The sequence below is a fragment of the Agrobacterium sp. D14 genome (genome assembly GCF_001526505.1).
Taxonomy (GTDB): Bacteria; Pseudomonadota; Alphaproteobacteria; order Rhizobiales; family Rhizobiaceae; genus Agrobacterium; species Agrobacterium leguminum.
In genome coordinates this window covers 103,621-117,238 of sequence record NZ_ASXX01000007.1, presented here as the reverse complement: position 1 = coordinate 117,238, position 13,618 = coordinate 103,621, and the positions used below count along the sequence as shown (strand labels likewise).

Below are 13,618 nucleotides of genomic sequence, written 5' to 3'. Positions count from 1 at the left end.
CCTGTTTAAAACGTGAAATGTTTGCGACAGGCCGGTTTGCAAAAGAGGCTTATCCTAGGCTTCCGGCAAATCGTTCGGCTAGCCGGTCCCGTTTGAACGCATCTGCAACAAGGTCTACAAATGCCCGCGTTTTGGCCGGCAAGTGCGTACGCGAGGCATAATACAGCGAAATCGCCCCAGCATCGGAATACCAATGCGACAGAAGGCGAACGAGATTGCCGCTCTCAAGCTCCGGTAAAACGTCGGGCATCGCAAGCATTGCCACACCGAGGCCGAGCTTTGCCGCTTCGCGCATTGCGGCCGGGTCGTTGACGATGATCGTTTCGGGTAACGTCGCGATCATTTCGGCACCCGCGGCGTTCCGCATTGCCCAATGTCGGATGCGGCCAGTCCGGAGCGAACGCATGACGATCCCCTCGAATTGTGAGAGCTGGGCGGGATCGGCTGGCGGTGTGCGCTTAGCCATATAGGCTGGGGACGCTACGGCAATTATGTGGGCGGGTGCCAGCGTTCGGGCAACGATGCCGGGTGCAAGATCAAAGCCCCCGCCGATTGCCACGTCATAGCCTTCTGCAACTAGATCAACCGGGCGGTTCTCAAAATGCCATTCCGGTCTGATGAGCGGGTATCGTTGTAGCAACTCCGGTAGCAGCGGTAGAATATGCGTGACGCCGAAAGTAGGGCTAAGGCTAACTTTCAGCACGCCGGCCGGCTCGGACACACCGGATGAAGCGTCAATGATCGCCGTTTGCAGGGCGTCGAGATTCCCTCGGATTGACTGGAAGAAACGTTCGCCGGCTTCGGTCAATACAAGTTTGCGGGTCGATCGCTGGAACAATCTCACGCCGAGGTTTCTTTCCAGCATCGCCACGTTGCGGCTAACGGCAGCCGGCGTCAGCGCCATGCGCCGCGCGGCCTCCGAAAAACTAGAAGTCTCGGCGCTTTTGACGAAGCTTTCGAGATTGGCCAGTGTCTCCATATGTCCTTCAACGATTGCTTGAAACAAGAACAAGACATTACCAGCTAATCAAAACGAAATAAACCGACCATCTTTGCTCCATCGAAACCACAAACGGAGTGAAGACAATGACCAGTATTACCCATCGCCTGACCGGCAAGACTGCCCTCGTAACCGGCGGGTCGCGCTCCATCGGCGCGGCAATTGCCAAGCGTCTCGCCGCCGATGGCGCGGCTGTCGCCATCACCTATAGCGCCTCGCCGGACAAGGCGGCCGCTGTGGTCGCCGAAATCGAAGCAGCCGGTGGCCGCGCCATTGCCATTCAGGCCGATGCCGGCGATCCGGCCGCCGTCCGCGCCGCAGTCGCAAAAGCCGAAGAAACCTTCGGCTCGATTGACATCCTCGTCAACAATGCCGGTATCGCGCTTGGCGGGCCGATCGACGAGATCAAGTTCGAGGACTACGAGCGGATGATCGCCGTCAACGTCACCGGTGTCTTCGTTGCCACGCAGGAAGCAGCACGTCGCATGAAGCCGGGCGGGCGCATCGTCCATATCGGCTCTTCCATGACCCGCTATGCCGCCTTCCCGACGGCCTCGCTCTATACGCTGACCAAGGGCGCTGTTGCCGGCTTCAACCGCAGCTTGGTGCGTGACCTCGGGCCGAAGGGCATCACCGTCAACACCGTCCATCCCGGTCCGACCGATACCGACATGAACCCCGATGGCGGTCCGGTCTCCAAGATCGTCGGTCCCGGCATGGCAATCGGCCGCTATGGCAAGGACTACGAGATCGCCAGCGTCGTCGCTTATCTCGTCAGCCCCGAAGCCGCCTTCGTAACCGGCGCTGACATCCTCGCCGACGGTGGCTTCACCGCCTGATCTGCCTCCGGCGCTCCGATGTCGGAGCGCCATTTCCCCCTACTTCAAAGGAGAACCAGCATGTCTATCGGTATCATCGGTGCCGGCAATATCGGCCGCGCCTTCGCCACAGCTCTCGCCAACAATAATATCCGCGCCACGCTTTCCAACAGCCAAGGCCCGGACAGCCTGAAAGAGGTGGTCGCTGCTATCGGTCCGACAATCGAGGCAGGCACGCGCGAAGAAGCAGCGTCAAAGGACATCGTGCTCGTCGCCGTCAACTGGTCGAAGCTGCCCAAGGCGCTGGCCGGCCTGCCGGACTTTGGTGGTCGCATCGTCATTGATGCCAACAATCCCATCGAAGCGCCGCTGTTCAAGCCTGCCGAACTGAACGGCCGTCTTTCCACCGAGATCTTCGCCGATCTCGTTCCCGGCGCCCGCGTCGTCAAAGCCTTCAATCATCTGCAACCGCACCTGCTATCCGGCGATCCTAAAGCCGAAGGTGGCTCACGCGTCCTGTTCTATTCCGGTGACGACGCGCGCGCGAAGGCGGAAGTCGGTGCGCTGATCTCCAGACTCGGCTTCACCGGCATCGATCTCGGCCCGGTCTCGGTCGGCGGCAAACTGGTGCAGTTCCCCGGTGGCCCACTACCCGCCCTCAACCTCGTCAAGTTCGGTTGAAACATCGCAGGCGAGCCGGGGAAGATATCCCCTTTGCCGGTTCGCCCTGCTTTCCACCAAAGGACACCTTCCATGGACATGCCAGTCTCCCGAACCATTCCCTCAGCGCAGGCGGACAGCAAGCCGCTCGCCTCGTGGGCCGCAGTCGCCAGCATCGGCATCGGCGCTTTCGCTCTTGTTACCACCGAATTCCTGCCCGTCGGTCTTCTGCCGCTGATCGCGGCTGACCTTGGCATCAGTGAGGGGACGGCCGGACTGATGGTAACCGTACCCGGCTTTCTCGCAGCACTTGCCGCGCCGATGACCCTTGGATTTGCCGCACGCTTCGATCGCAAGCGTGTGCTTGTCGCACTGCTGATGTTGCTCGTCGTCTCCAACGCCATCGTGGCAACCGCTCACGGCTTTGCCGCGCTGATGTTCGGCCGGGTGCTGCTCGGAATTGCGGTCGGTGGTTTCTGGACAATCGGCGGCTCGCTCGGCCCGCGTCTGCGCCCCGGCGCGGAAGGACCGCGCGCAACGGCTTTGATCTTCTCCGGTGTTTCGCTGGGCACTGTCGCCGGGGTTCCCGCAGGCGCTCTGATCGGTGACCTGTTCGGCTGGCGCACCGCATTCCTGCTTGTGTCGGGTGTCGCACTGCTTGTCGTGGCGGCGCTCCAGTTTCTGCTGCCGGCCATCCGGGCGCAGAAGGGCTCGGGATTGAAACAGGTTCCAGACGTGTTGCGATTGCAACGAGTCCAGATCGGCCTGACGGCAGCCGTGCTTATCTTCGTCGGGCAATTCGCGGCCTATACCTACATTACTCCCTTCCTCATCGGCGCAACCGGGATTGATACGGGCACACTCAGCATGGTGCTGCTCGGCTATGGCGCGGCGGGGTTCGCCGGAAACCTGTTCGGGGGCTGGGCTGCTGGCCGGAACTTCGTTTTTGCCCTTGCCGGCACTGCTTTTCTGATCGCCTTGTCTGTCGCGGGATTGTTGCTGGCCGGCAGCAACACGCTTGCCGCAGTCGCTTGGGTTGTCACCTGGGGTTTTGGTTTCGGCATGCTGCCGATCGCCATGCAAACCTTCCTGTTCAGTTCCGCGCCCGACCGGCTGGAAAGCATCGCCGCGCTCTTCGTGTCAATCGCGCAACTGGCGATCGGGCTTGGCGCACTGGTCGGCGGCCTCGCAGTCGACAATTTCGGCGTGCCGAGCGCGCTCTGGCTTGGTGCTGCAAGTGCATTGCTGACCGCAGGCCTCATAGCATCCACCAGCAATGTTCGTTGACCGAGGAAAGGGCGGTATGGATCGCACCGCCGAGATCCGTCATCACCGATAGCGGCCCAGTGCAAACGAAAAGGCTGTCGATTTTTCAACCGACAGCCTTTCAGCTCTTTGCTTCACTATGTGATACGAAGCAGAGCGATCTTGCCATCCAGTAGCTGGAAGTTCATTTCTCCCGCTCCGTTGAAGCCGTTTCCGCTAACGCTCACTGCAACACGATGCCCTTGAAAATGCGGCACATGAGCCACGACCTCAATTCGGGACTGGACACCGATGTTGTCGGTCCGATCCCAATTTGCGACACCGCTTCGGCCCTCGTATCTGCGGTCCCAGTCAACCAGAATGGCGTCCGGCGTGAAGCATTCCAGTAGCCGGTCGTGATCCTCCGCGTTCGTGCTGGAAAAGAACTCTTTGATCGCGATTGGCAGTCGGCCGTTCTCACCAATCTTATTGTTTCGGTTGGAAGCGGTCATGTTAACGAGTAGTTCCGTCGAGCACTCTTGGGTGGAGAAGGTCTTCAAGGCCGAAGCGTTTCAGCAGCCGTACACGCATTGCGCTCGCGACGGCATTTATCGGAGCGTCCCCGAAGTCGCTGAAATCCACTTCCGAACGATAGGGTCGTGATCCGTGCGGGAGATTGACAATTCTCAAAGCCTCGTCGGCGACGGCCTGCACGTCAGCAACGACTTCTTTCGGGAAAAGTGCCATGGTCGCCTTCTCGTTGCCGGAAATGGCATCCTCGTAGAGTGCGAGATATTCTTTCTGAATCGCCTCGTCCGCAGGGAATTCGGCGTGAGGGAAATGCGCCGTTCCTTCAACAAACGGTCCCGGCATCAGGATCGACGTCTCGATACCGAAGCGGGCGACTTCGTAAGCGACACTATCTGCGAAGGAGTCCATCGCGGCTTTTGCGGCCGTATACGGAGCGAGAAACGGTGGTACGATGCGCGACGTGCCACTGCCGATCCACAGGAGAAGGCCCGAGCCCTGCTTGCGCATGACCGGCAGCACGCCCCGGTTTACTCGCAGGGCTCCAACAGTGTTCGTGTTCAGACTTGTGAGAATTTGTTCCGGGGTGAAGGCTTCCGTGATCCCGAAAAACAGATGCGCCGCGTTGTGGAGAAGAACATCGATCCGGCCCTGCTGCTCCACCACCGTGCGGACAGCCGCATCGATAGAGGCATCGGAATTGACATCGAGTTCGAGCGGTCTCAGATTGAGTTTGTGTTCGTCGGCAAATGCACGAACCTCGTCGGCCTTTGCTTTGTTGCGGCCTTCGACGAAGCGCATGGTGGCGTAGACCGTATGGCCTGCCTGCGCGAGAGTTCTCGCCATGAGCCGGCCCATGCCAGTGCCGGCTCCCGTGATGATGATGACCTTTGTCATTGTCTTACCTTCTAAATGGCTATTGCTTAAAGTGATTGGTAGCTGGATCAAGCGGCTGCGATACTGCGAACCTTTTGCTCCACGGATTGAACGACCCAGCCCGCGACGGAACCGATGGCGGTGGCGCTTCCGAGTTTCCCGATCGACAGAAGCTCGGGGTCAAGGTGAGCGGCGAAGAAGGTGATCAGCCCTATGAAGTAGCCGAGCAGGTTGCTGAGGATCGGCAAACCTCGGGTAGAGATCACCGTGAGCGCAACACAGAGAACGACGGCGGGAAACGTGACGCCGCCGAGGATCGGCCCCAATACACCCATTGCCAAAGTGGCGAGTGCGCCCAGACAAAGGCCCAGAATGGTGCACACCCAGCTTTGGAAACCTTCCTTGACCGAAGGGCGACGGCTGAAGTATGCGACCCAGCCCATAAACATTGCCCACGGAGGAAGGGTCAAAAGCAGACTGGTATGGGCAGCAGTAGCGGCGGTGATCGCCGCGGTCACCGTCAGCGCGATATAAAGGCCGGCACCTGTGTTGCCGGTTCCGTGCGCTGCCGACGCCTGTGTGTTCGCATCATGCGACATGTCGAAATCTCCTTGTTATTCCGGTTCTAATTTCGGGTCCAGGCTCAAAGGCTCAACACATTCCTCCGTTCGCCCGCAGAATCTGGCCGTTGATCCACGCACCCTCCGGGCCAGCCAGGAATGCGACAACCCTTGCGATGTCTTCCGGCTGACCAAGGCGTTCGAGCGGATTCATCTTGGCCATCCGTTCGATCAGTTCCTGGCTCTTGCCTTCCAGAAACAGGTCGGTGGCGACAGGGCCAGGGGCGACGGCATTGACGGTAATCCCACGACCACGCATTTCCTGGGCGAGAACCTGAGTGAGACCCTCGACGGCCGCCTTTGTGGCAATGTATGGCCCATAGGTCGGCAAACGCATGCCGATGACGCTCGATGAGAGGTTGATGATGCGTCCACCGTTGCGCAGCCGCTTGGCAGCCTCCCGGCATACGTTGAACGTGCCCTTGAGATTGATGCCAACGATCTGATCGAAGTCCTCGTCGCTGAACTAAGCGACAGGCGTTAGCTTCATAATGCCGGCGTTGTTCACGACAACGTCAACGCCGCCAAATGCCATGTCCACGGCGTTGAACATTGCGCCGACAGCCTTGGTGTCGGCCACATCGGCTTGTGCGATGATGGCTTCGCCACCATTTTGAACGATCTTGTTCACAACGTCCTGAGCGGCGGCGTTGTTTCCAGCGTAGTTTACGACGATCTTGAAACCGTCTGCCGCAAGGTGCTGGGCGAGCAATGCGCCGATACCGCGAGATGCACCTGTGATCAGTGCAGTTTTTCCGTTGTTGCTCATATGAGTGCCTTTCCTGCTTGCGCTGCTCCATTCGCAGCAGGATGAGATTATCGATTTGGAATCGCTAAAAATAATGCATAGTGATCAAGCTAAGAATGACGGAAAGTATGGGTCATGGCGTTCGATAGTCGATTGTTGAATGGGATTGGTGTCGTCTCGGCGGTCGTTGAAGCGGGCAGCTTTGCGCGCGCCGGCGAGGCGCTTGGACTGACGCAGCCTGCTGTAAGCCGGGCAGTGGCGAGACTGGAAGAGCGGGTTGGCATCCGGATCTTCAACCGGACGGCCCGGGCAATCTCTCTGACAGATGAAGGGCGCCGGTATTACGAGGCGGTCACACCTCTTCTGGCGGGGATCGAAGATGCCACCCTCAGCGCCGGCAACACTAAGGCATTGGTTCGAGGTCGGTTGAGGGTCAACGTCGATGGAGCCTTTGGGCATTTCGTGTTGACGCAACGACTTGGCGAATTCCTGGACCGTTACCCGGAATTGGCCGTTGATGTCGCCGTTCGTGACGCGATGGGAGACCTTGTCGGCGACGGCTTCGATGTCGCAATTCGCTTCGGCTTTCCGGAGCCGTCAAACCTCAGGGCAGAACTGCTGTTGGAAACGCGCGTGTTGACTTGCGCATCCGCAAACTACATCGAGCGCCATGGAGCGCCATCGCATCCCCGAGAGCTGGAGAGCGGGCATCAATGTGTTCTTATTCGTAATCCGTCAACCGGGCGGCCGTTCGAATGGGAGTTCCAGCGGCAGGGCGAGATCATTCCGTTTCAGGCAACCGGGCGCCTTATGGTCTACGATACCGGCTCGCTGATTGGCGGCTGTCTCGGTGGCATCGGGATCGGCCAATTGCTCGAGCTTTACGCCAAAAACTTCCTGGCGGAAGGCAGGCTGGTCCAGCTATTGCCGGAATGGTCGGAGGAGACTTTCCCCCTATACGCCTATCACCACGCTTCAAACCTAATGTCCGCCAAGGTGAGCGCATTTCTCGATTTTGTACGCCAACTTACCGCCTAGTGCGCCTGCATGTTGATTTCCAACGAGAAATGAAAACGTCTCCACACTGATATTTCGCCCGGCAGCAACAAGAGCCTCGGCACCTCCCATGCAAAACCCAGACGTTACGACTGGGTTTTGCGTTAGGCTTGAAGAAAGGTTAAGACTTCTTCAAATTTAGCCCCACGCCCTTGCATGAAAAGCGGGTGTCGAATGCCTTGGTATAGTCGGTCTCTGGCTTTGCCAGCTTCACCTTTACCAGTTCATCAAAAAGCTGCTTGTAGCGTTCGGCAGTCATGCAGCCGATGCCCTTGTCCAGCGCATCGCCGCTATCCACGATCCCGTATTGCTTCATCTTGTCGATGGCATATTCGATCTGGCCCTCCGTCATCTCGGGGTTGGTCGCTTTGATAAGCGCATTGGCTGCTTTGTTGTCGCCGTACAGGTAGTTGTACCAACCTTCAATTGAGGCATCGACAAACCGCTGCACGAGATCGGGTTTTGTGTCGATGAGGTTTTGCTGGACGGTAATCATGGTCGCGTAGGGCTTGTACCCACTGTCAGCGAGCAGGAAAATCTTCGGTTCGGTGCCGGTGTGCTTCTGGATCTCATAGGGCTCGGCAGTGACCAGGCCCTGTTGAGCAGAGTTCCTATCGGCGAGAAACGGTGCAGGGCTGAAATTGTATGGCCTGTACTGCTCATCACGGAAGCCGCCGAAATTGGCCTTCATCCACTCGAAATAAGCGCCGAACCCACCCTGCGTCATAAAAATCGTTTCGAGCTTGGCCAAGTCCTCGAACTTTTCGACGCCACTGTCGGAGTGGGCCAAGATGACCTGAGCGTTCTTTTGATAGAAGGCGGCGACATCAACCAAGGGAATGCCCTGCTCGATGCCGACAAGCTGTTCCTGCTGGGTGCCCAGATAAAAGTCCAGCTTGCCGGTTAGGAGAAGGGCGCGGTTCTGTGCGCCGGGACCGCCCTGTTGGATTTCAACGTCGAGGCCGTATTTGACATAGGTGCCGTCGGCGACGGCCTGATAGAAGCCGCCATGATCGGCCTCGGCGAGCCAATCGGTGCCGAAGCGGACTTTATCGAGGGAATAGGCGGGCGAAGCGATGGAGACTGCGGAGATTGCCAGCGCGGCAACAATCGCTGCCTTGCCGGATGAGATATGCGCGTTCATTGGAAATTCCTGATACGGAAAGATGCGATAGCTAAACGCGGTGACTGTATTGGGTGGCTATTGGCCAAACGTTAAGATCGATGCACGCGTATATCTGTAATAGCGCGACGCTCGATCTCATTGGCGAGTTGCCGCTGGAAATCTAGCAGCGCCGGGTAGTTGTCCAATCGCATTCGTTTCAGCCGCCATGAGATTCCGCAAAGCGTGGCAAGCCCCGGCTCTCGGCCGACGGCGATGAGGTGCGAATAATAGCGTGGGCTACGTCCGAGCCATATTCGCGAGAACTCTATCTGTGTACTGGTCAACCCATCCGCCCGCAATGCCTCGTAGATGTCTTTGATCTTCATTCTGCTATCTCCTTGAAACAAATATTTATTTCCAAGGAGGCACGGCGCTAAAATGGTGCTGGATAAATAGCACGTTATTTCAGCAGGGGATTTTCAATGAAGACAAGGATGGAACAGCTACAGGCGGATATGATGACGAAGGGTGTCTTCACCCGTCATGAGCGCCGCCAAATCAAAACGTTGACGAAAGCAAATGAAGCCCAGCGCCAATATGTAAAGGCGGCGCTTCCGGCAAACCATCTGGCACGACGCTGGATGGAGACCTGTGGCGGGGTCGATGATTACGGCAACATCGATTATTGCGGTGTCCCGCTTTGTCCGCGCTGCCATATGCGGGAACGCGCAGTGCAAACGGGGAAGGCTATCAAGAAGATATTCTGCGATGCGGCGAATGAGGAGCTTGCTTTTGCAACCATCCTACTGCTGCCGCAACTGGACTTCTCCAGCATGACCGATCTCGTGGAGAATGAAAAGCGTCGTCTTCGCACGTTCATAGATCGCCAGCGCAAGAAAGATGCTCGCTGGGATGACTTTCATTTGTTGGGTTGGTGGGAAATCGACCGCATGAGCTTTGGTGATTTCGAGACCTGTGGCCGTAACACGCGATTGGCTTTGGATGCACTGGGCTTTCCGCTGATGGAAGCCCCGGACAAAACAATCTGGCGTCCGCATCTTCATGCAATTGTCCGCAAGGGCGGATTGACCACGGAAGAAATCGCCAGCGCCTTACGCAAGGAAACCCACACGGCAAAATATCAGGTGGATATCCAGCCATTTCGCGCATATCGCGATGCCGGCGACAATATTCAGAATATCGTTCGCTATTGCCTGAAATTCCGCATCGAGTGCGACTACAAGCGGCCAGATGCTCAGGACTTCATTGAGGCAGAACAAGCCGATGAGGCGAAGCCAACCGAACGCAATTGGTGGCCAGCCGAAGATATCCGCGCATATGTGGACTGGCTATGTCTGGAGCGATCCGGCTTTCAATCGCTCCGCGTTGTTATCGGGCAAGCCAAAGACAAATCGGCTAGCGGTGTTCAACGTGTCACGTCTTCGAGCATTTCAATTGATGAAGAGATTGAAGACGGTGAGAAATCGACAAATGCAATGCCTGACCGTTCTGGTACTCGAAATCATATTTGTGAAATGAAAGTCAATTCCGTTGTATCGAATATGAATGGGATTTTCGTTGTCGAAGACAATCGCGGTGTTTCAAGGAGTAATGCGGATATCTTCGATGTGGGGAATGGCGTAACGCGTTGTGTGTATAATAATATTGTACAGGATACTAACTGGACAGATACTAGCTTCGATACCCCAATGATCGTGCCGGAAGCCGAGACGGCGCTTGCCGATCTATTTGCTGTCAGCAAGACATCCAGATACGCGGGAAACGTCATCAGCCTTGCCGAGCGACTGCGTACTATCGCGGATATAAGGCAAGCCAGTGGTGATCAATGCAGCGGTGCGACGTATTGACAAAAGTTCGTTCACCGAACTTTTGCCTCCGTTCATACAAACGAATAATCATCATAGATGGTCACCCCCCGCAGCGCCTCCCATGCAGGATTTTCTCGGCACGCTTGATCGAAGATACTGCGAACCGCCTTCGATGACGGCTGCGTTGCAAGCCGGGGCACATTGCCGGTGAGAGGCAAAGCTGAAAGCTCCGGCTCCTCGACAATTCGTCCCGTCATCGCGACTGCTTCCGTATACGCGCTGATCGGCAACGTTGGCGCGAAAGTCTGGTCGCGCACCAGATCGATGCCGAGCATCGGACGCAACGCCATGATGTCGGAAATCCACAGCGGTTGAAACACCGGCCCTCCATCAGTGAGATTATGCAACGTATCGACGGCATGCCCGCAGAGCCGGCTCCGTGTCAGTAGCATGACGGCTTTGCCATTGGGCTCGTACAGCTTTGCGACCGGCGGGAAATTTGCATTCGGTCGTGCATGCCATTGAAGGCGGCGCAGCAGAGTTTTCGGGAACATCTGCCGGTATCGTCCCGGCTCGTCCATTTCGTGGACGGTGGCAGTTTTGTCCTCGGTCAGCGCAAACAGCAAAATCGCCCGCCACGACAACGCCGACAGATAGCTGCGCTGGTGCATTTCTCCGTCGATTTCATAGTGCAAGCTCAGCGACGTACCTTTGCGTTTGATCTTGTAGAGCCGTTCGGCCCCCACGTGTAGGTCGGTCATGAACAGCATGGCCAGGTCAATTTGCACCTGCGTAAGTTTGTCGTCGTGATCGCCGGGTGAATGGTCTTGCATCAGGTCTCCGCTCGGTTTCGGCGGAAACAAAGTTCCAGATTGCGCAAAGGGCGAGTTCAAAGACACGACCGAACAAATGGCGGAGGTGCGCGTGCTTTCGGGGTCAAGCCCGGCGGGCGACGCATATCAAGCAGAAGCACAGAAGCATCAAGGGATGCGGCCCAGCCCGAAAACAGTGTTGCGCAGCGCACCGAACCAAAAGCTCGTCCATGACGCTCCTTGACAGCGTTCCGGCAACGCCGGAACACACAAAGGGCATGGGATCAAATGATCCCATGCCCTTCGGATGCTTACCCGGTAAAAACTGCGCTGTTTATGCGGACTTGCGCAGCATCTTACCGCGCTCGACGGCAGCAGCGGTCAACTGCGCGTCAAGCTCGCCCGCGCGCACAGCCTCGATCAGTGTGTCGATGATCTTCGGCAATGCCGAAAGTTCGCCGGCCTCGATGGCGTTCTTGTCCTTCGCGAACTCGATGGTCTTGCCCGCATAACGCAGGGTGAAAAACACCTTTCCGTTGCCGTCGGTGAACCAACCCTGACGCACGCGCTTGGGTGCTTCGACCTCGACACGGACACCTTCGGCGTTCTTCTTGCGCACGACATGCGTCGGCGTGAATGTCTGACCGGCGATCTTTGCTTCCGCCATCTGCTTCTGCTCGGCCAATGCGGCAATCATCTTTTCCCGCGCGCGCTGCACCGGATCGGCGGTTGCGCGAACCGGAACTGCGGAGGTGAGCTTGAGAGCCTTGAGGTGAGACATGCTGTGATCCTTTGCAAACCATTGAACGTGTTTCCCGGATACAGCCGTTGGCCCAAAGGGCGAGTGAAGAGTTTTCCGGAACATGTCCGCATTCGGCCCGAAGCGGACATTTCTTCCGTCGCATAAGTTGGTCGCGAAACTCCCATTTTTCGAGAGAGTTTCGCGACAACTAATCACGCTAGCAGCAAGTTTGTGCGATGCGTGCCGCCCCGACTCGAGGCCCCTTTGTACGGGCTTCGCGTACAAACATAGACCACCGTCCGTTCCGGCCGGCTGCGCTCTATACCCTTGGCACCGAGTCAGCCTTGCGGCCGTCTCCAGTCACGATCACTTGTCCAGTCGGGGACCACGCGTCCAAAAAGCCCGAACTATCCGGGCTTGGGGTTGTCGGAAAATTACTCGTTTTTCTCGACGTCAGAAGCAATCATCAAGCTTGAATTAAATCTACCCAGTTGCCAAAAACCGCAGAGAGAAAGAAGCCAACGAAGCAATATCTTGTGCCTTTAGTAACAGGCCAAACTGCGTGCAAATACTCCGAAGGGAACAAAACTAATTCACCAGCTTTAGCACGATAATTCACTTCAAGGCGCGGAAAGAAAAGCTCCCCACCCTCATAGTCGTCGTTAAGATAAAGAAGAGCCGTAACGCATCGCGCAGAAAATTCAGCTGCCGTATCATTATGGGCGCGAATATGACTTCCAACTTCATACTTTGCTAGTTGAGTTGAGCCGCCAAGATGGAGTCCTCTGATACCCCAATACTGATCGATCAACGGCATGCCAATGCGATTTAATAAGCCAGAATAAAAATCGCACAGATTCGGTATCTGCTTCGGGCCTTTTACTTGAACATTGCGCGATTGCAAATCGACGTACTGAGATAGAGTCTTTTTATCATCGTAGTTTGTTATTTCAGCTTGTAGCCATGCGCCAAACTGCGCCTCATCCAGCATCTGCGCGCAAACATCGTGTTCAAGAACACGCGTTGAAATCACACCGGGAGCAATTTCTCGATATTCTGTAAGTTGCGTCAATTTCTTAGCACCCTGTAGGATTCATAGCTCCACCGGGAAGAACAGGAACACTAAGGCCCTGAACTAGCTCATCATAACGAGCAAGAACCAGCCGACCAATTAGATCTTTACTTAAAGTAATATTGTTTTGCCTGCAAACCTGCGAGATCGCGCCTAACAACTCAATAGCCAACATAGGATCAGTTTTAATCTTTAAGCGTAGTGCTGCCATTTCAGCATCAAGCTTTGCCTGGTCCGACATTATTCCCTCCTGACAGTTTTGAAGCCAGATAGTTGCCTAGACGATAGGAAAAGACAAGGGCTTGGCGCGTTTGCGGGGCTCAAATAGGGAAAAGCATTCGAACAAAATCTGTATCCGATAACGCAGAAAATAGATCGGTTTCCGGATTATCCCCTCTCTGCGTTATCCCAGCTCTGGATTCTCTAGTTTTCAGAAACATATGCAACCACTGCTTTGGCGGGGCCATGGGAACGAAGATGCTGTTTCAGGGAGTACTCTATGAAAAC

15 protein-coding genes and 1 pseudogene are annotated in these 13,618 nt (G+C 56.5%); 5 read left to right on the top strand and 11 right to left on the bottom strand.

Going from position 1 to position 13,618, the window contains the following annotated elements:
- Positions 1–49: 49 nt before the first annotated feature.
- Positions 50–979, bottom strand: a complete 930-nt coding sequence (locus tag L901_RS05845) for a LysR family transcriptional regulator (RefSeq protein WP_059754369.1) — start codon at positions 977–979, stop codon at positions 50–52.
- A gap of 107 nt (positions 980–1,086) precedes the next feature.
- Between L901_RS05845 and L901_RS05840 the strand changes: the two genes are divergently transcribed.
- The 3 genes from L901_RS05840 (at position 1,087) to L901_RS05830 (ending at position 3,765) form a co-directional block, all read left to right on the top strand.
- Complete coding sequence (locus tag L901_RS05840; RefSeq protein WP_059754367.1) at positions 1,087–1,839, top strand: SDR family oxidoreductase; 753 nt, start codon at positions 1,087–1,089, stop codon at positions 1,837–1,839.
- A 60-nt stretch (positions 1,840–1,899) separates the two neighbouring features.
- The gene (locus L901_RS05835) at positions 1,900–2,499 is read left to right on the top strand and encodes an NADPH-dependent F420 reductase (protein WP_059754365.1); all 600 of its coding nucleotides are present in this window, start codon (positions 1,900–1,902) and stop codon (positions 2,497–2,499) included.
- A 72-nt stretch (positions 2,500–2,571) separates the two neighbouring features.
- On the top strand, positions 2,572–3,765 hold the full coding sequence (locus L901_RS05830) for an MFS transporter (protein WP_059754364.1): 1,194 nt from the start codon (positions 2,572–2,574) through the stop codon (positions 3,763–3,765).
- Between the two features lie 116 nt (positions 3,766–3,881).
- On the opposite strand, the gene L901_RS05825 is transcribed toward L901_RS05830, so the two are convergent.
- The 4 genes and pseudogenes from L901_RS05825 to L901_RS05810 all read right to left on the bottom strand — a co-directional run bounded on the left by L901_RS05825 (position 3,882) and on the right by L901_RS05810 (position 6,516).
- Positions 3,882–4,235, bottom strand: a complete 354-nt coding sequence (locus L901_RS05825; protein WP_059754362.1) for a nuclear transport factor 2 family protein — start codon at positions 4,233–4,235, stop codon at positions 3,882–3,884.
- A 1-nt stretch (position 4,236) separates the two neighbouring features.
- Entirely contained in the window at positions 4,237–5,148 is a 912-nt protein-coding gene (locus L901_RS05820; RefSeq protein WP_059754359.1) for an SDR family oxidoreductase, read from the bottom strand.
- A 47-nt stretch (positions 5,149–5,195) separates the two neighbouring features.
- Entirely contained in the window at positions 5,196–5,726 is a 531-nt protein-coding gene (locus L901_RS05815; RefSeq protein WP_059754356.1) for a DUF1097 domain-containing protein, read from the bottom strand.
- Between the two features lie 52 nt (positions 5,727–5,778).
- Positions 5,779–6,516: pseudogene (locus L901_RS05810) on the bottom strand (SDR family oxidoreductase).
- 114 nt (positions 6,517–6,630) lie between these two features.
- On the opposite strand from L901_RS05810, the gene L901_RS05805 reads away from it, so the two are divergent.
- Positions 6,631–7,533, top strand: coding sequence for a LysR family transcriptional regulator (locus L901_RS05805; RefSeq protein WP_059754353.1), 903 nt, complete (start codon positions 6,631–6,633; stop codon positions 7,531–7,533).
- Between the two features lie 139 nt (positions 7,534–7,672).
- Here L901_RS05805 and L901_RS05800 read toward each other — a convergent pair whose 3' ends face one another.
- Positions 7,673–8,695, bottom strand: a complete 1,023-nt coding sequence (locus L901_RS05800; protein WP_059754350.1) for an ABC transporter substrate-binding protein — start codon at positions 8,693–8,695, stop codon at positions 7,673–7,675.
- A 71-nt stretch (positions 8,696–8,766) separates the two neighbouring features.
- The gene (locus tag L901_RS05795) at positions 8,767–9,042 is read right to left on the bottom strand and encodes a DUF6626 family protein (protein WP_059754348.1); all 276 of its coding nucleotides are present in this window, start codon (positions 9,040–9,042) and stop codon (positions 8,767–8,769) included.
- Positions 9,043–9,138: 96 nt separating this feature from the next.
- Between L901_RS05795 and L901_RS05790 the strand changes: the two genes are divergently transcribed.
- On the top strand, positions 9,139–10,524 hold the full coding sequence (locus L901_RS05790; protein WP_197419691.1) for a hypothetical protein: 1,386 nt from the start codon (positions 9,139–9,141) through the stop codon (positions 10,522–10,524).
- Positions 10,525–10,556: 32 nt separating this feature from the next.
- Here L901_RS05790 and L901_RS05785 read toward each other — a convergent pair whose 3' ends face one another.
- The 4 genes from L901_RS05785 to L901_RS26900 all read right to left on the bottom strand — a co-directional run bounded on the left by L901_RS05785 (position 10,557) and on the right by L901_RS26900 (position 13,352).
- Positions 10,557–11,318, bottom strand: a complete 762-nt coding sequence (locus tag L901_RS05785; protein WP_059754343.1) for a DUF2958 domain-containing protein — start codon at positions 11,316–11,318, stop codon at positions 10,557–10,559.
- A 313-nt stretch (positions 11,319–11,631) separates the two neighbouring features.
- A complete protein-coding gene (locus L901_RS05780) occupies positions 11,632–12,078 on the bottom strand; it encodes a DUF6641 family protein (RefSeq protein WP_059754339.1) in 447 nt (148 codons plus the stop codon).
- 427 nt (positions 12,079–12,505) lie between these two features.
- A complete protein-coding gene (locus L901_RS26010) occupies positions 12,506–13,111 on the bottom strand; it encodes a 2OG-Fe(II) oxygenase (RefSeq protein WP_147401571.1) in 606 nt (201 codons plus the stop codon).
- A 4-nt stretch (positions 13,112–13,115) separates the two neighbouring features.
- Positions 13,116–13,352, bottom strand: a complete 237-nt coding sequence (locus L901_RS26900; RefSeq protein WP_147401570.1) for a hypothetical protein — start codon at positions 13,350–13,352, stop codon at positions 13,116–13,118.
- Positions 13,353–13,618: the final 266 nt, after the last annotated feature.